We start from the raw sequence: 17,674 nt of genomic DNA, 5'->3' as shown, positions 1-17,674 counted from the left end.
GGAGAAAAGTGGATGCAGGACAAGGAGTTCGGACGATTGAGGGCGGTTCGTTTCGGGAATGCGGGGTGGGACGGCGGCGAAGAACGCGCCGGTGAGGATGCACAAGGGGCGCGGAGCGTGCGCGGACGGGCGGGCAGGACGGAACCGAGGGAATGCGGCGGCATGGGAGAGGTTCCGGCGCGGGGCTCCCTCGGGTGCGTTCAATGGAGTCGAGACGGACAGGGATCAGGCGAGTTCCTCGACCTTATCATCGGGAAAATCGGCAGGGGCAGTCACTGAATCGGGCATGGGGGGGAGTCCCGTAGGGTGTGTCGAGTCCGCGAAGACACACCTTCCAGGTCCCGGGAGAGGAAAACCGGGCTGATGTTCCGACTCGGGTCGGTGCGACGGTTCAGACAGGGGGTGCCCCGGACACCGGCCACGGTGTCCGGGCGGCGAAGCCGCACGAGGTGGAAGGGATGCCAAGTCGTGATCGGAACGCGGGGCGAAGTCCGACGCCTCGTGTGCCTGCGGCACCCAGACACCGTGGCCGGTGTCCGGGCCACCCGCGTCACTCGGATGGTGCCGACTCGTCGCGACCGGCCATCGCTCGTCTGATCATCCGATCCACGTAAGGTGAAACATTGAGGGGAATGATTCGCACCTTGGGGTGCGAGAAATGGTAGACGCGGAAAATCTCGTCGGCGAACGCCTGGCCAATCTCCTCAACGCCTTTGAAGTCGAGTAAGACCTCCTCGAACTGCTCAAACCGAGCCAGAATCCGTTTCGCCTGCGACCGTGAGACCAGTTGATCGCCGCCGTAGTTTGCAAGTGAGAGAGGAACATGAGTCCGGCAGAAAAGGTAATTCTCGTCGTCGCTCGAATAGCGATCGAAAACCTCTCGGGTGGTGCGCTCGGATTCCTTGCGAATTTCCATGATCACACCGGTTCCCTTCTCGTTTCGCTCCATCTGAATCATCCAGTCATTCGTGATCCCGACCGAGTGAATGTAGGCTAGATTGTTGGCTCGCAAGGCAAACATGTCAAACATGCGCGACGTGAAGAAGATTCCCTGGCCCGTGTGACGACGGGGATCCGTTGTCAGTTTTCCTTTGGAAAGCTCCAAAATCGCCTGGTGGTGATCTTCGAATCCCAAAAACGAACGAATTTTTTCAAAGATCCCGATCCCATCGTCATCAAGGGCGAGAAGGACTCGGCGCGGTTCTACGATCACTTCAACGTCGATCTTTGAACCGGTGGAATGATCCACAGCATTATTGTACATCTCGGTGAAGCCGTAGTAGCAGATGCGCTGAATGTTTTCAGGCAAGCCCAGGAATAAGTCGGCAATGTGCAGTCGCCACGTCTCTTCCTCATCGGAATGATCTGAGAGCGAAAACGCAACCTTTCGCGAGAGAACCTTGAGCCTGTAGGACCGACGGGCGGTCTCCTCAAGTTCTCCCCGGTTGACAAGCTCGGCCAGGTGTCGGTTCACGACCTGGCGTGTCAGGCCAAACTGTTGCCGGGTCAATCGACCGATTTGAGAGGGATTGTTCGGGACAGTGTCGAGAATGAAATCACGGATCGCCTTTGCTCGTTGACTGAGCATGATTCGTCCTGCGCCGACGTGCGATCTCTCCTGGAACGCACTCAGGATGAGTTGGCACCATAGCCCGGCGAGCCTGTCAAGATGACCTGATTGAGGAGGAGCCTCCTGGCCACGACCGGGGCAGGAGGACCGAGAAACGTTACGGGGGGGCGAAGCGGCCGTCGGGGAGGGGGCGGGCCTGGCCGAGGGTGGAGAGGGTGTCGAGGAGTTCAGCGACGCGGGGGCGGGGGGCCTTGGTGAAGTGGCGGGCGAGGTCGGCGGGGGTGGCGGGTTCGGGGAGGGAGGCGAGGAGGGAGCGGAGGGCCTGGGCCTGCTCGGCGAGGGTTTTGGGCCAGGGGCGTTTGGCGGAGGGGGGGACGGCGGCGGCGGAGGTGGCGGCGAGGTCGGCCGGGTCGGGGGGGAATTCCCCCTGAACGGCGGCGGGGGTGGTGGCGTGGTCGGGGGCCTGGAACTCGGGGCGGAGCCAGCGGACGAGTCCCCGGCGCTCCTCGTCGGCCCGCTCGCGGTTCAGGGCGACGAGGTGTTCGAGGATCTCCTCGTCGGAGAGCGTCGCGGGCCAGCCGTAGGCGGCGAAGACGGCCTCGTCCAGCTCGTCGTGAATCTGCTTCAGGACCGAGACGAGGCCGCGCTCGTGGATGTCGCGTTCCTTGTCCGTCAGCGGCGCGCCCGAGCGGAGCGTCGCCAGCACGTTGTACATGCCGGTGAGGGTGAGGTCGGGATGCTCGGCCTGACGCTGCTTGCGGTGGGCGTCGAGGGATTCGGCCAGGGCGCGGATGCGGGCCTTGAGGGAGTCGTCGCAGTCGGGGAAGGGGAACGGATCGAAACAGCGGGTCTTGTTGTAGCGGGGATCATTCCCGACCCCAAGCCGACCACCGGCCGCGAGTGCCCAGGTGACATGAATGCGGCTGGAGAGAACGCCGAGGAAATGAGCGTCGTCGAGCGCGATGTTGACGAGCATGTTGTCAGGGAGAACGGAACCGTCGAGGAAGACGAAGAAGCGATGTTTTGAGGTTTCGGGAGTAGTAATGAACCGTCTCAACCCTTTTAGAGCTGCACGAAGCTCTGTATTTTTTCTTCCGAACAACCACCAATTCTCACGACGATACTTTTCGTTATTCTGATCTCTTTCAGGTTTAACATTAACAAGCAAATGATTGTAGATTTCAGGAAATCGCTTTTGCACTTCTTCTCTATCGAGCCCATCAAGATCGATTACCAGGACACCACGTGATCATTGTGCAACGTCTTTGCCATGCCGATACTGCTTGATATGATTTTCTATTCCCTCTATTTTGCCAAGCCCCAACGACTCAGCTTCCTCAGGAGTGACGATAAAACCCGCACCATGCAGTTTAACTCCGGTGTTGCTCAATCCGAAATTCGATTGAAGCATTTCCGAGCCAGCGACATCAGCGCCGATTGTCAGGTCAGAAAGAATCATTCCTTGCGAACGTGCAAGATCAACATCAACTTCTTCCGAACCACTCAATCGTTCGTCAACGGATCGAGCCAGTAGACCTTTATGCCTTCCCCTTTGTCCGACAGTCATCGAGATTCGCACATTAGCACCATCTGCGGTATCGACCCACGGGTGATCTGGTACTGCATAGGTGATCGAGAGCGGATCACTTTCAGCAAAGATGTGACCTTGCAGCACGCGGCGGTTGAAGGTCTGGCGCAAGCTGTTGGTGGCGATGAAGCCGAAGCGTTGAATGGCACCTTGCCGGGCGAGGTGGGCGGCGTGGTTCCACCAGTAGACGACGAAATCGACGGATTCGGGAACGTCGTTGTGGGTCTTGCGGAGGGCCTCGGCGTAGCCGTCGCCGACGGCCTGGCGGAGGGGGCCGGCACCGATAAACGGCGGATTGCCGACGACGTAATCCGCCTTCGGCCAGTCGGCCTTGCGGGGGTTGAGGTAGCGGAGGACGGGGACGCGGGCGGAGTCGTCGGGGACGGGCTGGCCGGTGACGGGGTGGGGTTTGGTGGTGTGGCCGTCCCAGCGGGTGACGGGCTGGCCGGTGTCGGGGTCGAGGACGGGCTCGACGCGGTCGTAGGCGAGGACGGCGTCGCGGTTCTCGATGTTGTCGAAGCGGAGCAGGACGGGCTCGGGGACGGTGGCGACGCCGAAGGTGCGGAGGTGCCACTGCAAGTAGCCGATCCAGAGCACAAGGTCGGCAATGGCGGCGGCGCGGGGGTTCAGCTCGATGCCGAGGAACTGGCCGGGGCCGACGGTTTCGCCGGCCAGGCCGAGGGCTTCCTGACGACGGCCGAGGCCGCGGAGGACGTCCCAGACTTCCCCCTCCAGGCGCTTCATGTGCTCCATCGTCACATAGAGGAAGTTGCCGGTGCCGCAGGCGGGGTCGAGCACGGTGGTGCCGCAGAGGTGGTGCAGGAAGCGCTCGACGGTCTTGATCGCCTCGGCCTGCTTGCCGTCACGGTCGAGCTGGAGGGCCTCGGCCTGGGCGTCGGCCCATTGCTCGCGGAGGGGCTCGATGACGGTGGGGAGGACGAGGCGCTCGACGTAGGCGCGGGGGGTGTAGTGGGCGCCGAGCTTGTGGCGTTCGCGGGGTTCGAGGGCGCGTTCGAGCAGAGTGCCGAAGATGGCCGGCTCGACCTCGGACCACTCGGCCGAGGCGGCGTCGATGAGGGCGTTGAGCTGGGGAAGCGAGAGGGGCAAGGCGTCGGACTCGGCGAAGAGGCCGCCGTTGAACTGGCGGATCTGGTCGTCGAGCACGGCGGAGAAGCCGCCGCGGTTCATCTCGTCCCAGAGGGCGCGGAGCTTGGCGGGGAGGATGTCGAGGCGGCGGTCGTCGCGGATCTTGACGAGCATCTGGCGGAAGCCGTCGGAGGGGAGCAGTCCCACGTCCTCGGCGAACATGGTGAAGAGGCATCGCATGAGGAAGTGGGCGACGGGCTCGGGGTCGTGTCCGTCGGCTTCGAGCAGTTTGGCGAGTTCGGCGAGGCGCGCGGCGACGTCTCGGGTGACGCGGGCGGCGCGGCGGGAGGGGTCGAGGGAGGTCGGGTCGAGCCAGACGGCGCGGAGGCGGTCGCGGACCTCGGGGCGTCGGAGGTCGTCGAGCACAATCCGGTGTTCGCCGTGGGCGGGGAAGCCAAGATACGGTCGGCCCGATCGGGAGAAGTCGGCAAACAGCTCGATGGAGTAGCCAACATCGGAGACGATGACGAAGGGGGGCCACTGCTCACCGGGGGGGAGGTGCTTCGCGTAGTTTTCGGCCTGGGCACGGGCGCGGATCATGGATTCGTCCCAGCCTTTGGAGCCGCGGACGCCGTGGCCGACGCGGCGGGGACGGGAGGGGGCGAGGGGGTTTTTGACGGGGTCGTCGGCGACTGTCACCCCTTGCTTGGTTTCGAGCACGAACGCGCCGCGGCGGTAGAGGTCGATGCGGCCGGTGGTGGTGGAGCCGTCGCCGTTCTGGATGGAGACGGAGCGTTCGAAGACGTAATCGCCGGGGGCGTCGGGCCGGGCGGGCTCGGGCCGGGGGAGGTCGAGCAGTTCGCAGAGGCCCATGAGAAAGAGCTGGTAGTTCTGCCGCTCGGCCGCTCCGGCGTCGGACCAGGTGCGAATGAAGGCGTCGAGGGGGTCGGGGTTGGTCGAGAGAGGGTCTGGGCTGGTGCTCATCGTGCCAAGGCTCCCGGTCCGGTGTCGAAGTCGGGGGGACTGGACAGGGTATCAGGAGCCTTGGGAGGATGCAATCAGATGGCAGGGTGCGTCCAAGTCTTCGAAGATGCATGAGGAACGAGCCGATCGGTGCGTCTTCGAAGACTTGACGCACCCTACACATCGGGAATCGTTAAGACTTCTTCGGCTCCTTGGTGGTGGTCTTGGCCTTTTCCTTCTTGGGCTTCTTGGTTTCTTTCTTCTGGCTGTGGTTGCCCTTGGCCATGGGAGTGCTCCGGGGATGAGAGGGATCGAGCGGGATGGGGTGAGAGACGGCTGCGTCAATGATATCCGGCGGGGGAAAGGAAGGCGGTGAAATTCTGGGGTGGGGAGAGTTTAGAAGCGGGAGAAGCGGTCGGCGAGGGTCTGGAACTGGGGGGCGATCGGGCGTTCGGGGTCGGGCCAGATGGTGAGGACGCCGGAGTAGGCGATTTCTTCGAGGGAGCCGAGGTATTCGTCCCAGTCGAGGACGCCGGAGGGGAAGCCGAAGCCGCGGGGGTGGAGGGAGAAGGCGGAGGACGGGCCGAGGTCGGAGGCGGAGGAGGCGTCTCGGGCGTAGGCGTGGGCGACGAGAGGGCCGAGGGCTCGGGTGGCGTCGATCGGGTCGTGGCCCATGCGGAGGAGGAAGCCGGGGTCGAGGCTGGCGGCGAGGCCGGGCTGGTTCAGGGTGTCGAGGAAGGCGCGGAGGTCGGCGCCGGATTCGGTGCCGGTTTCGAGGGCCAGGCGGACGCCTCGGTGATCGGCTCGGCGGCCGAGTTCGTGCAGGGCATGGGTGAAGAGGGCGCGTCGGGGGGCGTCGGATTCGGGAGGAACGGCTCCGACGCGGGCGAGGACGAGCGTCGCGCCGAGGTCGAACGCCAGGGCGAAGGCGGAATCGGCCTTCGCCAGGCGGTCGTCGAGCTGGTCGTCGGTGTCGAAGGGGCGGCGGGTGGGGAGGCTCAGGGCGGTGAGGGAAAGCTCGACGGTGCGAAGCGCGTGGCGGAACTCGCGTCGGCCGGTGTCGGAGAGCCGGGAGGGGTTGAGGTCGCCGGTGGCGTCGAGGACGATCCCCCTGGCCCCGAGCCGGGCGGCCTGGCGGAGCTGGTCCTTGACGGTCTGGTCGGGGTTGGGGAGCAGGCGAATGCCGAGCGGAGAGCGGATCATGGGGTCGGGTCTCGAATCAAGCGGAATTGGCGCGGGGGTCGGCTCTTGGTCTGATGGGATTGTATCGTGGTGGTGGGTATTTTCGAACGGATTGCACCGCGATCAATGCTGTTCTGACGTTCTTGCTCGCCCGAGTTGCCGTGACGGACCCCGCTGCTGTGCCCGAAACCGTGCCGCCGACGATCAGCCCCGCCCTGCTGCGATTTCCGCTGGACCTTTCGGCCGATCGACTGAGACTTCGAATCGGCAGCATGCCTGGTGCCGCCTTGCTGGAAGGGGGCTCAGCCTTTGGTGAGGCCGGGCGCTGGAGTATCCTGGCTGCGCATCCGGCGGGGGTGTTCGAGTTCGATCCGGCGGACGATCGGGAGCTTGGTCGGGGTGATCCGCTGAGACCACTGGGGCGGTGGATCGAGGTACTAGGTCTGCTCAGTCCCGTGCCGGAGGAGTGGGGAGAGGACCTGCCGCCGTTTCTGGGGGGGTTGATCGGGGTTTTCGGCTACGATCTGGCTCCCTGGATCGAGCGCGTGCCGCGCAACACTCCGCGCGACAGCCGGATGCCGATCGTGTCCTTCCGCCTGTACGACACGTTTGTGGCGATCGATCACCGATCGGAATCGGCAATTCTCTGGGTCGTCAACTTGCTCGGCGAGCCGATCGAGCGGGTCGAGGAGCGGGGGAGGCGCTGGCTGGAATGGCTGAATGAGGCTCCTGAACGCGTGCCGAACTCTCGGTTCGAGGCACCGCTGGTCAGCAATTTCTCGGCGGAGGGATATCGAAGGGCGGTTGGGAGGACGGTCGAGTACATTCACGCGGGAGACATTTTTCAGGCGAACATCTCGCAACGCTTCGAGGTGAGAGGGGCGCCGGTGCCGCTCGATCTGTACCGTTGCCTGAGGGAGCGAAGCCCGGCCCCCTACTCCGCGTTCCTGACGCTCGATGAGGAGCGATCGGTGATCAGCTCCAGCCCGGAGCTGTTTTTCGAAACACACGGGGATCGGATCGTCACCCGGCCGATCAAGGGAACGAGACCACGGGGGGATTCACCTTCGGAAGACCGGGCACAGCGCGCCGAACTGATTGCCAGCGCGAAGGATCGTGCCGAGCTGGCGATGATCGTCGACCTGGAACGGAACGATCTGGGGAGAGTCTGCGCGTATGGGACGGTTCGGGTGACGGAACCGTCGGCCATTGAAAGTTATGCGACCGTGCATCATCAGGTGGCAACGATTGAGGGGCGGTTGCGCGAGGGAGTGGGGCCGATCGACGTGGTGCGGGCAGTCTTTCCGGGGGGGTCGATCACCGGAGCGCCGAAGATCCGGGCGATGGAGATCATCGACGAGCTGGAGCCGACGCGGAGGAGCCTGTATACGGGGGCAATCGGGTATTACAGCCTCGGGGGTCGATCGGCGTTCAACATTGCGATCCGGACGATGCTGGTGGAGGGGAATCGGGTGACGTATCAGGTCGGTGGCGGGATTGTGGCCGAGAGCGATCCGCAGCTCGAATATGAGGAAACGCTCCATAAAGGGCGCGCCATGCGGGATGTGCTGGAGGCTCGGGGATGATCTGGGTTCGGGGGGAGATCGTTCCGGATGAAGGGCTGGCGATCTCGGTGCTGGATCGAACATTCGAGCATGGGCTTGGGCTCTTTGAGACGCTCAGGACCTGGGACGGACGGGCGACGTTGCTGGAGCGCCACCTGGCCCGGCTGAGGGGCTGGGCCGAGGCGCTCGGGTTGCCGATGGCCCCGGAGGAGTTGCCGGATCACGCGGCGGTCGAGGCCCTTCGAGCGGCGGAGGGAATCACCGGAGATTGCTCGCTGCGGATCGTCCTCTCGGGAGGGTTTGATGACGGCAGGGCCGGGACGATCTGGATGAGAACCCGGGCGCTGCCCGCGCCGGTTCCCGAGGGTGGGCTGGCGGTTTGCGCTCGCTGGTCGGTGGTGGGGGACGACCGATTGTTGCAGGCAAAGACATTAAATTACTGGTCGAGGCGAATCGCCTTCGAGGAGGGAAAGCGGCTCGGGTTTGATGAGAACCTGAGCCGGGACGAATCGGGGGCGATTCTGGAAGGGAGCCGGAGCAACGTCTTTCTGGTGGAGCAAGGGCAACTCGTCACGCCTCAGGTTCACCGGGGTGGGGGACTCGCGGCCCCGTTTCTGCCGGGGATCATGCGAGGAGTCGTGATGGAGCGGGCTAGCAGCCTCGGCTTGCCCACGAGGGAGGACGCGAGCGTGTCGATTGCCCGATTGGTCGAGGCCGACGAGTGCTTCCTGACGAACGCGGGGCGCGGGATCATGCCGGTGGGACGGTTCGATCCGGAGGGGATGCCCGAGTCGGCTCAGGCCCGTCGCTACGAGGCCCCCGGACCCGTCACGCAACGCCTGATGAATGACCTAAATGCCTGGCTCCGATCGGAGGATGCTCGATGACCACCGTCGCCGACCTGGCCGCCTGGATGGACACCTTTGCCCCGCTGCGACTGGCGGAAGACTGGGATAACGTGGGGCTCTTGCTGGGTGATCCGGGAGCCTCGGTCCAGAACGTAATGACCTGCTTGACCGTCACTCCTGAGAGCGCCGCTGAAGCGATCGACAAGGGGGCAAACCTGATCGTCAGTCATCACCCGGTCTGGTTCAAGCCGGTGCAGCGTTTACGGAGCGACCGGGCGGACGGGTTCCTCTGGTCGCTGGCGAGGGCGGGGATCTCGATCTATAGCCCGCACACGGCTTTCGACAATACAAAAGGTGGGATCAACGACTTTTTGTGCGAGACACTTGGGCTGGTGGAGGTCAGGCCCTTGAAACCGGGCGTGGAGCACCAGGCGACCAAGGTGGTTGTCTTCACTCCGGAATCGGACCGTGAGGCCGTGCTATTGGCGGCATTCGGGGCGGGGGCGGGAAGGATCGGGGAGTACGTCGAATGCTCGTACACGACCGAGGGGTTCGGCACGTTCCTCGGCCTGGAAGGGACGAACCCGACTTTCGGGGAATCGGGGAAGCGTGAGATGGCCCGAGAGCAGCGGATCGAGGTTGTTTGCCCGCGATCGAGTCTGGCGGAGGTCCTGGCGGCAATCCGAACCGCTCACTCGTATGAAGAGCCGGCGATCGACGTGTATCCGACGATCGTCCGGGACGAGGCGGAGGGGGTCGGTCGGGTCGGGAGGCTGGCGGAGCCGATGACGCTCGATGCGTTTGCGAAGCGCGTGCGGGAGCGACTCCCGGCGACAGGATTGCAGTATGTCGGAGCGCCGGAACGGCGGGTCGAGCGGGTGGCGGTGGCCTGCGGTGGGGCAGACGATTTTCTGGGGGATGCGGCGCGGTCGGGGGCCGACGTGTTCCTGACCGGTGAAGCCCGATTCCACCGGGCATTGGAGGCCGAGGCGAAGGGGATCGGCCTGATCGTTGCCGGACACCACGCCACGGAGCGGCCGGCGGTTGAGATGCTGGCCTCTCGGATTGGCAAGGATTTCCCCAACCTGACCGTCTGGGCGAGCGCGAACGAGCATGATCCGTTGCGGACGCCGTGACACGCCATCAAGGTACGTACCGCAGCGAGGCGATTCTGACCGAAGCGCTCGAGTGCTCGCATGACGCAACCAATTGCGCTCCGGAAGCGGCAGGACCACACGCCATGGTGGTGTCGCCGCCTCCGGCGAAATTGATCGCAACTCCCTCATCGGTTCACGAACGATTCCCGGCAAACGGCCGGGAATGGATCGGGGAGAGGAGGATCGCAGCGTCTTGAGAAGAACCACCCCCCCGCCTCGCGGAGGGAGGGAGAGGTTCAGGAGTCGGTCAACTCAGGGGCCTCGTCGGCGTCGGCGTCGGCATCGACGTCGGCGTCGGGCTCCAGATCCGCTTCGGGCTCGGCACCGTGGCCGTTGCCATTGGCACTGGCCTGAGCCTCGCTCTTGTCTTTGCGAGGGGAGGCGGGCACTTCCAGCGATTGTTGATGTTCCCACTGCCCGGCCCAGACCTGTCCGGCCCATTTCTGAAGCGAGATGGATTGGACGGTCGGTCGGTCTTCGTCGCGGATCACTTCTCCCCAGGCGCCGACATAGGCGGCGCGGACCTGAGAGGAGCTTTCGCCGACACAGAGGAGGCGTTCCCCTCCCGAGCTGAGTTGAGCGATTGCTCGCCAGTCCTGAGTCCCCGAAGTCTGCGAAACTGCCATCGTGCTTCAATTCCCCGCCCGGCCGGTTGAGAGCGAACGTGTGGAAGGCCAACCGCATCGGAGCGTCCGATGCCAATGGTCACCACCCGCCAGACCTGCCGGGGCTTACATTCAATGCGTCAAGCGTGGTTCGATGCGGAAGAGTACCAAGGCATCTACTGGGCGGAAAACACCATCCTGGACCAGACGCATGCCGAACCCGAACGCAATTTAGGTTGTCCGGGACGAGAAGGCAAGCGAGCCAGCCCCGGAGAAGGTTCCGGGAAGTCACCGAGGACCGATTGGAACATCGATTCGGTGGAGGAAGGCGCGGGCAGAGCCAGGAAACGTCGACCGGTCACCCCTGGAGAGGAACTCGTTCAGGGCGGCATGCAACTGCGATGATGGTGAATTCTACCGGGAGGAGGCCCTTTCGGCGACAAAAAAAATGAAAACAACCCGATGAGCCTCAAGGGCATGCGATCAGGGTTGGAGCCGGAGGAGGACCTTTCCGGGCTTGCCGGGTTGCTCCGCTGCGCGAACGGCGTCGAAGATCTGGTCGAGGGGGAAGCTCGGACCCACCGAGGTCGAGAGGACGCCCTGTCGGATCAATCGGCCGACCTGAGCGAATAAGGGGACTGCGGCGACCTTACTGCGTGATCGCATAAAGTGGCCAAGCCAGAAGCCGCGGAGCACGCGGCCGCCGGAGATCATCAGGCGGGTGTCGATTCGGATCGGCTCGCCGGTAAGGGAGCCGTAGGCGAGCAACGTTCCGGAGGGGGCCAGCGACTCGAAGACCCCGGTGCCGATGTCTGCTCCGACTGGGTCGACGGCGAAGCGCACCCCCTCGGGTCCGACCACCCGGCGGACCTGATCAGGGATCGGTCCATCAGTGGTGACGATGACGGCATCGGCGCCGAGCTCGTGCAGTTCGTCGGCGGCCTCGGGGCGTCGGACGACGTTGATGGTCTTGAAGCCGTCGTGCCGGCCGAGCCGGACGATCATCTTGCCCAGCTCGGAGTTGGCGGCCGATTGCAGGAGCCATTCGCCGCGAGGGACCGCCAGCTCGTGACGGACCATCGCCAGCACGGTCGCCGGGTTGACGAAGAAGGAGGCGACCTGCTCGTCGGGCAAGGAGCCGGGGACGGGAATTGCCTGGAAGGCAGGGACAATGGCAAAGTCGGCCCAGTTGCCCCCCTCGCCGTTGATCACTGCAACCCGACGCCCGACCAATGCCTTGCCGACCAGTCCCGACCCGGCGGCGTCCACCACCCCGACCCCTTCAAAGCCAGGGGAGGCCGGAAGGTTCGGCCGGATCGAGTACCGGCCTCGGGTATAGAGCAGGTCGGACGGATTGACCGGGCTGGCGATCATCCGAACCCGGACCTGATTGGGGCCAGGCTCGGGCGTGGGAACCTCCTGAATCCGCAGAACCTCGGCGGGTTCGCCAAAACGATCGAACACAGCGGCTCTCATGCGAAGATTCGCCTCGTTTGTGGGAGCACGGAGGATACGACCATTGATCACGAGCGCTCGAAGCATCGGAATGCTGACAGCGGTCGGCGAGATCGCGGCATCGCACCTGCCGATTGTCCGATGGGCCGGCTGCGGATCGTCTTGGTCATTCCGAAATCGGACACTATCCTAGTCGTTCCCTCCCGTGGGATCGAGAGACTGAATCGCAACCGGATGGACACAGAGGTCTGGTGATGTTGACGCACGAATCGCTTGTCTCGACCGATTGGCTGGCCGAACATCTGAATCATCCGAAGCTTCGCGTGCTCGATATTCGAGGATACGTGAGCACTCGGCCGGTCGAGCCGGGGGTTGAGGAAGCGACCTACCGAGGTGCTCCGGAGGAGTACGAGGCAGGGCACATCCCGGGCGCTGTCTTTGTGGATTGGACGGTGGACATTGTCGACCCGGATGATCCCGTGCCCGCACAACTTGCCCGACCGGAGCGGTTTGCGAACGCGATGGAAGCGCGCGGGGTTGGCGATGAGACGCATGTGGTGGCCGTCGATCACATGGGAGGTCAGTTCGCCACCCGGCTCTGGTGGGCCTTGCGAGCCTACGGGCACGACGCGGTGAGCGTGCTGGACGGAGGGATGAACCGCTGGGCCGAGGAAGGCAGGCCGGTGGAGTCGGGCTCGGTTTCGGTTGTGCCGCAGACCTTCACTCCGAAAGCTCAAGAACGGATGTGGGTGACGGCGGCCGAGTTGCTGGCCATGCTTGGCCCCAAAGCTCAGATTCTTGACGCCCGGGACGCAGGGCAGTTCACCGGTGCGAAGCGTCGAGGGCCTCGCGGGGGCCATGTTCCGGGCGCGATCCACTTGCCAAGGGAACTGTTCTTCGCCGAGGGGGGCGGATTCCTCGATCCGATCGCAGTGCGGGAGCGGATCGCGTCGTTGAACCTCGATCCCGAGCGACCGATTGTCTCGTACTGCAACGGCGGGGTGGCCGCGACGGTCGTGGCCTTCCAGCTTCATCGACTCGGGTTCAAGGACCTGGCCGTTTACGACGGATCGTGGAACGAGTGGGGGCCTCGGCTCGACCTTCCGGTCGAGGAAGGGGAAAGATGAGCCGGATCCTCTACCTCCACGGCCTGTACTCGAAGCCCGGCGGGGTGAAGCCGACGTTCTTGAAATCGGTCGGCTTTGAGGTCATCAACCCCCACCTCCCCGACGAGGACTTTGCCGAGTCGGTCCGTCGGGCCCGGGAGGCGTTCGAGACGGAACAACCCGAAGTCGTTGTCGGTTCCAGTCGGGGCGGGGCTGTCGCGCTGGCCATCTCGACCGGCGAGGTGCCCGTTGTCCTTATTGCCCCGGCCTGGAAACGGTGGGGATCGCCTGACGTCATCGCGACGGTGAACTCGGTGATCCTGCATTCGACAGGGGACGACGTGATCCCGATTGCTGACTCTCGCGAACTGATCCACCAGAGCGGCCTGGCGCCGGAGACGCTCCGGGTTGTCGGGATCGATCACAACATGACTGATCCCGAGGCACTGACGGCGCTGCGATCGGCGATTGAGCAGGTGACATCATCGTGATCATAAGCGCTGAGACACGCGACAATTCTTACAAAATCAGATTTTCTTGACGGTGGGATCATCGGAGGGTGTGCCCGAGATTTCAAGAGCGACAACTTGACAACTGTGATTCTGTCGGGTTCAACAGTGTTTCTTTCGTCAAGCGTTGCCATCCATCGATTCCTTGATCCACCGCATGGTTCAGGAGGGTTCCGTGTTTCGAACCGCGTTTCTTCATCGCAGAGCTTCGATCACGAGTGGTCTGGTCCTGGCTGGGCTGATTGCGTTACCAATCGGTTGCGGTGGCGATCCGAACAAGCCAAAGCTTGGAAGGGTCTCCGGAACGGTGACATACAATGGTGAGCCCGTGACCAAGGGGATCGTCACCTTCGTTCCCACCGGGTCGGAAACAGGCCAGTCGGCAACGGGGGAGATCGGCCCGGACGGGTCGTATCAGCTCACCACCTTTACGGAAGGAGATGGCGCGATCCTCGGGAATCATCTCGTGCTCGTGCAATCGATGGAGATGGACCCGAGCATTGAAGGAGGCAGTATGCCGATTCCCGATGCGCAAGGGAATCTTCCCATCGCGCCGCCGAAATATCTGGTACCGGCGAAGTATTCCTCCACGAGCACCACCGACCTGAACGTGACGGTCGAGGAGGGGAGAAACACGCACGACCTGACATTGACCGACTGATTGAAGACACGTTGGGAGGCGATTGCCGCCTAGCGCTCCAGGGCAACCAAAGCGGCGGCGGCTTCCGGGTTGCCAGGATCGCACGAGAGGGCGGCACGATACCAGGATGCTGCCAAGTCAACCTTCCCGAGCTGTTCGCAGAGCCGACCGATCCGACACCGGACGACCGGATCGGTGGGCTGAGCGGCAGCCTCGGCGTTCAGGGCAGACATTTGCTCAATCGCCTGCTTCAACTCCTCGGCCCGCTGGGCATCGGCGTTGGCCTGTTCTGGCCGGCCGAGGATCCGGAGGAGCGTTGCGCGCTGGTAATAGCGGCGGAAGTTGTAGGGATCGGCGTCGATCGCGCGGTTGAACCAGCGTTCGGCGTCCTCAGGCCGACCTTCGGCCTGGGCGATGAGGCCGCGAAGCGCCAAGAGGTCGGGGTGCTCAAGCCCCTGGGCCTGAGCATCGTCGAGCAAGGCACTCGTCTGGTCACGGTCTCCGAGTTCCCAGCAGACCCGAGCGAGGAGGCTGAGGTGCTGCGCCTCGGGAACGCGTCCGCGACAGGCGTCGAGTTGCTCCCGAGCTTCAAGGTAGTGACCCTGTCGCATGAGCACATCGGCCAGTTCGAGACGTGCCATTGGCTGGTGAGGGTTGAGCGTCAGGCTGGTCCGGTAAGCGGAGGCAACTTCTTCCATGATGCGATCACCCGAGTCGGGCATCTGGAGGCGGACGAGGCCGAGGGTCCGCCAGGCGGCGTGGTCGTCGGGCTGAACGCGAGTCAGGACCCGGAGTGACCGGAGAACCGTCTCCAGGTCGCCGAGATCGTAGGCGGCCACGGCCATGGCTCGGAGGCAGTCGGGGTTGTCCGGCCGATCTTGAAGCGATCGCGCAAACCAGGCCAGGGCGAAGGGGAGATTCCCCTCGGCGAGCAGGACTTTCCCTTTCCAGTAGGCAGCCTCGGCGGCGAGTGGTCCGTCCGAAGGGATCTGCTCAAGGGGGGCGACTGCGGCCGACGGGCGTCCGAGTTCCAGGGCGATTTGCGCACGGAGCAATCGAGCCTGATCTGCCGTGTGGGGGGTCTGCTCGGGAAGGGCGAGCCACGGACTCGCGGAGGCTGGGCGACCGGACTCGACGAGCCGGGCGGCGTGATCGAGATGGCGTTCGGGTCGCCGATCCCACCAGGCCCAGGCTCCCCAGGACAGGGCGGCCAGGGCCATCGTGATTCCGGCGATGAGAGGAATTCGAGGTCGATTCTGTTCGTCGGGTTGAGCAGTCCGTTTCACGCATTCCTCCATGAGGAAGTCCACACCAAAAAAAACCCTGTTTGACACTTGTAACGCACGTTAACTCTTTCCATGATAAGCGAAGCTTCGGCCGGGGTCAGCGAGATCTCACGACATGCCGGGGCTAAACAGGTTCCAGATCCTCACGGCCAATCGAACCATCGAACGCCTCTCCGATCGGGTCTTGTCGGCTCGGGCACGGGGACGGCCGCGAGAAGGAGGACGGAATGCAACTGATTGCTCAGTCGATTGCGGAGCGGACCAGGAGCTCCCGCAGAGACGGGTTCACGTTGATCGAATTGCTGGTGGTCATTGCGATCATCGGCGTGCTCATTGCCTTGCTGCTTCCTGCGGTCCAGTCGGCCCGAGAGGCCGCCCGACGGGCCCAGTGTACGAATAACCTGAAGCAGCTCGGGATCGCGATGCACAATTATCACGACACGATTGGATCGTTCCCCACGTTACTCTGGGCACTGCCCGGGAACAATACGATCTCGAACAACGTGTTTCGTGCCAGCTTCTTTCAAATGATCCTCCCCTACATTGAGCAGAACACCGTTTACGCGGCGATCAACTTCGAAGTCCCGTTTGCGCGGGGACCGGATGACGGAGCCATCAACCTGACAGCCCTGACGACTCAGATTAATGTTTACCAATGTCCATCAGATCCGTCCCCGGGCCAGTCGTCGTTCAGCCGATGGGACAGCGGGGTCGGACCTTCCGGAGCGAACGGTCAGGCGCCACTGGGGCCAAAGCTGAACTACTTCGTCAACGCCGGCGACAACACGACCGGCCCGACGAACAGCACGAGCCCCTGGCCGTTCCAGAGCCTACCGAACGTACGCAATAATGCGTTTGGCAACGGGACGACCTGCACCGGGATCGTCTGCCGCCAGGGTGGAACCTGGGGCATCCGCGACATTACCGACGGCACGAGCAACACCTTCGCGATTGGAGAATCGCTCTACGAATCGTGCAACTGGTTCTCCTGGCCGAACCCGAACGGGAACTATGCCTTCACGTCGGTCCCGATCAATTGGAAAATCACGGTCTTTGAGAACGTTGGATATGGAGACGGGAACGGCCGGCTGAACAATAGCGGCAACTGGGTTCCGTGCTTCGGTTTCCGGAGCGAGCACGCCGGGATTGTCAACTTCCTGTTCGCCGATGGTCGCGTGACCGCCATCAAGGAGACGATCAACCGCGATGTCTATCGGGCCCTGAGCACGAGACGAGGCGGTGAGGTAATTTCGGCAGACGCCTTCTGATCCACCCACCTGACTGCTCGGAAGAAACGGTTGACCGATTTCGATGAGGGGGGATGCCCTCAGAACGAGGCGTCCCCCCGAGTTGTCTCGAATCCAGACGTGATTGACCTGTCTTGAAGAATCAACGGGGCACACTCTTATGAAGGACCATCGATTGAGGTTCCCGGTGATGACGTGGGTCTTGCTGGGTCTGCTCTCGGCGGGATGCGGCGACTCGACGCAGGGAGGAAGGGAATCACTGGAAGGCCCTTCGCTGAGTCAGGAAGACCAGCGGCTGTATCAGGAACTGATGCAGAAGATCAGTCTGATCATCAATGATCAATCAGCTCGGTATACGCCACTCCAATACGACTACAACGAAGGGTTGCTGGAGATCCTCGATCAGATCGAGCCCTTTCTCAATGGCGAGGCCGAGGGAGAACCGCCTCGGTTCCTGACGGATCTTGACCCGGAGGAGGAACTCGATCACCTTCGAGAAACGGTAAGTCGCTGGGAAGACACGACCGGCCTGGACCTGCGGACCGAGATCGACCGCTTCAAGGAGTTGATTGCCCTGCGAGAACCTGGCCAGTCGTCCTTCCCCGGGTTCCATGCGGAATTTTCGAAGAGTTTTGATGAGTTCATCGCGATCGAAGTCGCTGAAATGCGTGAGCGAACCAATCGGGCCATCCATGCGGAGGCCGAGGTCCTGATGGACCCGCACCGGGAGTCGAGCCCCGAGGTGATCCGGCGGATTGAGGAAGTCCTGAACACACCGCCGTACAATCTGCCCGCCTCAGAGGCGCCGCTCACAGAGTCAGAGAATGCGAACGCTTCCTGAAGGCTGTTGAAACGCCTTCGAGATCC

General features: G+C 63.4%; 15 protein-coding genes. 8 read left to right on the top strand and 7 right to left on the bottom strand.

Annotated elements, in window-relative coordinates:
- Window positions 1-550: 550 nt before the first annotated feature.
- From HG800_RS06840 to HG800_RS06830, 4 genes are all read right to left on the bottom strand, one after another.
- Window positions 551-1,588: an STAS-like domain-containing protein gene (locus HG800_RS06840; RefSeq protein WP_169975132.1), complete on the bottom strand. Its 1,038-nt coding sequence runs from the start codon at window positions 1,586-1,588 to the stop codon at window positions 551-553.
- 139 nt (window positions 1,589-1,727) lie between these two features.
- Window positions 1,728-2,627, bottom strand: a complete 900-nt coding sequence (locus tag HG800_RS26915; RefSeq protein WP_206352152.1) for a class I SAM-dependent DNA methyltransferase — start codon at window positions 2,625-2,627, stop codon at window positions 1,728-1,730.
- Window positions 2,628-2,819: 192 nt separating this feature from the next.
- Window positions 2,820-5,228, bottom strand: coding sequence for a class I SAM-dependent DNA methyltransferase (locus HG800_RS06835; protein ID WP_206352151.1), 2,409 nt, complete (start codon window positions 5,226-5,228; stop codon window positions 2,820-2,822).
- Between the two features lie 375 nt (window positions 5,229-5,603).
- Window positions 5,604-6,410: a sugar phosphate isomerase/epimerase family protein gene (locus HG800_RS06830; RefSeq protein ID WP_169975130.1), complete on the bottom strand. Its 807-nt coding sequence runs from the start codon at window positions 6,408-6,410 to the stop codon at window positions 5,604-5,606.
- A 140-nt stretch (window positions 6,411-6,550) separates the two neighbouring features.
- On the opposite strand from HG800_RS06830, the gene pabB reads away from it, so the two are divergent.
- Genes pabB through HG800_RS06815 form a run of 3 tightly spaced genes read left to right on the top strand, consistent with a single transcriptional unit; the run spans window position 6,551 to window position 9,938 of the window.
- Entirely contained in the window at window positions 6,551-7,975 is a 1,425-nt protein-coding gene (gene pabB / locus HG800_RS06825; protein ID WP_315851983.1) for an aminodeoxychorismate synthase component I, read from the top strand.
- Entirely contained in the window at window positions 7,972-8,841 is an 870-nt protein-coding gene (locus HG800_RS06820) for an aminotransferase class IV (RefSeq protein WP_169975125.1), read from the top strand. The genes pabB and HG800_RS06820 overlap by 4 nt, the downstream gene beginning before the upstream one ends.
- A complete protein-coding gene (locus tag HG800_RS06815; protein ID WP_169975123.1) occupies window positions 8,838-9,938 on the top strand; it encodes a Nif3-like dinuclear metal center hexameric protein in 1,101 nt (366 codons plus the stop codon). The genes HG800_RS06820 and HG800_RS06815 overlap by 4 nt, the downstream gene beginning before the upstream one ends.
- A 257-nt stretch (window positions 9,939-10,195) precedes the next feature.
- Here the strand turns inward: HG800_RS06815 and HG800_RS27245 are convergent, their stop codons facing one another.
- Window positions 10,196-10,585 carry a hypothetical protein gene (locus HG800_RS27245; RefSeq protein ID WP_235963371.1) on the bottom strand — a complete coding sequence of 130 codons (390 nt, stop codon included), beginning with the start codon at window positions 10,583-10,585 and terminating at the stop codon, window positions 10,196-10,198.
- Window positions 10,586-11,047: 462 nt separating this feature from the next.
- Window positions 11,048-12,040, bottom strand: coding sequence for a zinc-dependent alcohol dehydrogenase family protein (locus HG800_RS06805; RefSeq protein WP_169975121.1), 993 nt, complete (start codon window positions 12,038-12,040; stop codon window positions 11,048-11,050).
- 233 nt (window positions 12,041-12,273) lie between these two features.
- Between HG800_RS06805 and HG800_RS06800 the strand changes: the two genes are divergently transcribed.
- The 3 genes from HG800_RS06800 to HG800_RS06790 all read left to right on the top strand — a co-directional run bounded on the left by HG800_RS06800 (window position 12,274) and on the right by HG800_RS06790 (window position 14,295).
- Window positions 12,274-13,146: a sulfurtransferase gene (locus HG800_RS06800; RefSeq protein ID WP_235963369.1), complete on the top strand. Its 873-nt coding sequence runs from the start codon at window positions 12,274-12,276 to the stop codon at window positions 13,144-13,146.
- The gene (locus HG800_RS06795; RefSeq protein ID WP_169975119.1) at window positions 13,143-13,616 is read left to right on the top strand and encodes an alpha/beta hydrolase; all 474 of its coding nucleotides are present in this window, start codon (window positions 13,143-13,145) and stop codon (window positions 13,614-13,616) included. The genes HG800_RS06800 and HG800_RS06795 overlap by 4 nt, the downstream gene beginning before the upstream one ends.
- Window positions 13,617-13,809: 193 nt before the next feature.
- The gene (locus HG800_RS06790) at window positions 13,810-14,295 is read left to right on the top strand and encodes a hypothetical protein (RefSeq protein WP_169975117.1); all 486 of its coding nucleotides are present in this window, start codon (window positions 13,810-13,812) and stop codon (window positions 14,293-14,295) included.
- Between the two features lie 29 nt (window positions 14,296-14,324).
- On the opposite strand, the gene HG800_RS06785 is transcribed toward HG800_RS06790, so the two are convergent.
- Window positions 14,325-15,560, bottom strand: coding sequence for a tetratricopeptide repeat protein (locus HG800_RS06785; RefSeq protein ID WP_169975115.1), 1,236 nt, complete (start codon window positions 15,558-15,560; stop codon window positions 14,325-14,327).
- 227 nt (window positions 15,561-15,787) lie between these two features.
- Here HG800_RS06785 and HG800_RS06780 point away from each other — a divergent pair, with 227 nt between their 5' ends.
- Complete coding sequence (locus tag HG800_RS06780) at window positions 15,788-16,828, top strand: DUF1559 domain-containing protein (RefSeq protein WP_169975113.1); 1,041 nt, start codon at window positions 15,788-15,790, stop codon at window positions 16,826-16,828.
- A gap of 169 nt (window positions 16,829-16,997) precedes the next feature.
- Entirely contained in the window at window positions 16,998-17,648 is a 651-nt protein-coding gene (locus tag HG800_RS06775) for a hypothetical protein (protein WP_169975111.1), read from the top strand.
- Window positions 17,649-17,674: the final 26 nt, after the last annotated feature.

Origin of the sequence: Tautonia rosea, from assembly GCF_012958305.1 — a bacterium.
Classification (GTDB): Bacteria; Planctomycetota; Planctomycetia; order Isosphaerales; family Isosphaeraceae; genus Tautonia; species Tautonia rosea.
The sequence above is the reverse complement of the archived record's forward strand: the minus strand, read 5'-3'. Positions and strand labels throughout refer to the sequence as shown.

Bases quoted from the DNA above. Each gene is read 5' to 3' on its own strand.
- HG800_RS06840 (WP_169975132.1), bottom strand. From the start codon at position 1,588: ATGCTCAGTCAACGAGCAAAGGCGATCCGTGATTTCATTCTCGACACT.
- HG800_RS06835 (WP_206352151.1), bottom strand. From the start codon at position 5,228: ATGAGCACCAGCCCAGACCCTCTCTCGACCAACCCCGACCCCCTCGAC.
- HG800_RS06830 (WP_169975130.1), bottom strand. From the start codon at position 6,410: ATGATCCGCTCTCCGCTCGGCATTCGCCTGCTCCCCAACCCCGACCAG.
- HG800_RS06820 (WP_169975125.1), top strand. From the start codon at position 7,972: ATGATCTGGGTTCGGGGGGAGATCGTTCCGGATGAAGGGCTGGCGATC.
- HG800_RS06815 (WP_169975123.1), top strand. From the start codon at position 8,838: ATGACCACCGTCGCCGACCTGGCCGCCTGGATGGACACCTTTGCCCCG.
- HG800_RS27245 (WP_235963371.1), bottom strand. From the start codon at position 10,585: ATGGCAGTTTCGCAGACTTCGGGGACTCAGGACTGGCGAGCAATCGCT.
- HG800_RS06805 (WP_169975121.1), bottom strand. From the start codon at position 12,040: ATGAGAGCCGCTGTGTTCGATCGTTTTGGCGAACCCGCCGAGGTTCTG.
- HG800_RS06800 (WP_235963369.1), top strand. From the start codon at position 12,274: ATGTTGACGCACGAATCGCTTGTCTCGACCGATTGGCTGGCCGAACAT.
- HG800_RS06795 (WP_169975119.1), top strand. From the start codon at position 13,143: ATGAGCCGGATCCTCTACCTCCACGGCCTGTACTCGAAGCCCGGCGGG.
- HG800_RS06780 (WP_169975113.1), top strand. From the start codon at position 15,788: ATGCAACTGATTGCTCAGTCGATTGCGGAGCGGACCAGGAGCTCCCGC.
- HG800_RS06775 (WP_169975111.1), top strand. From the start codon at position 16,998: ATGACGTGGGTCTTGCTGGGTCTGCTCTCGGCGGGATGCGGCGACTCG.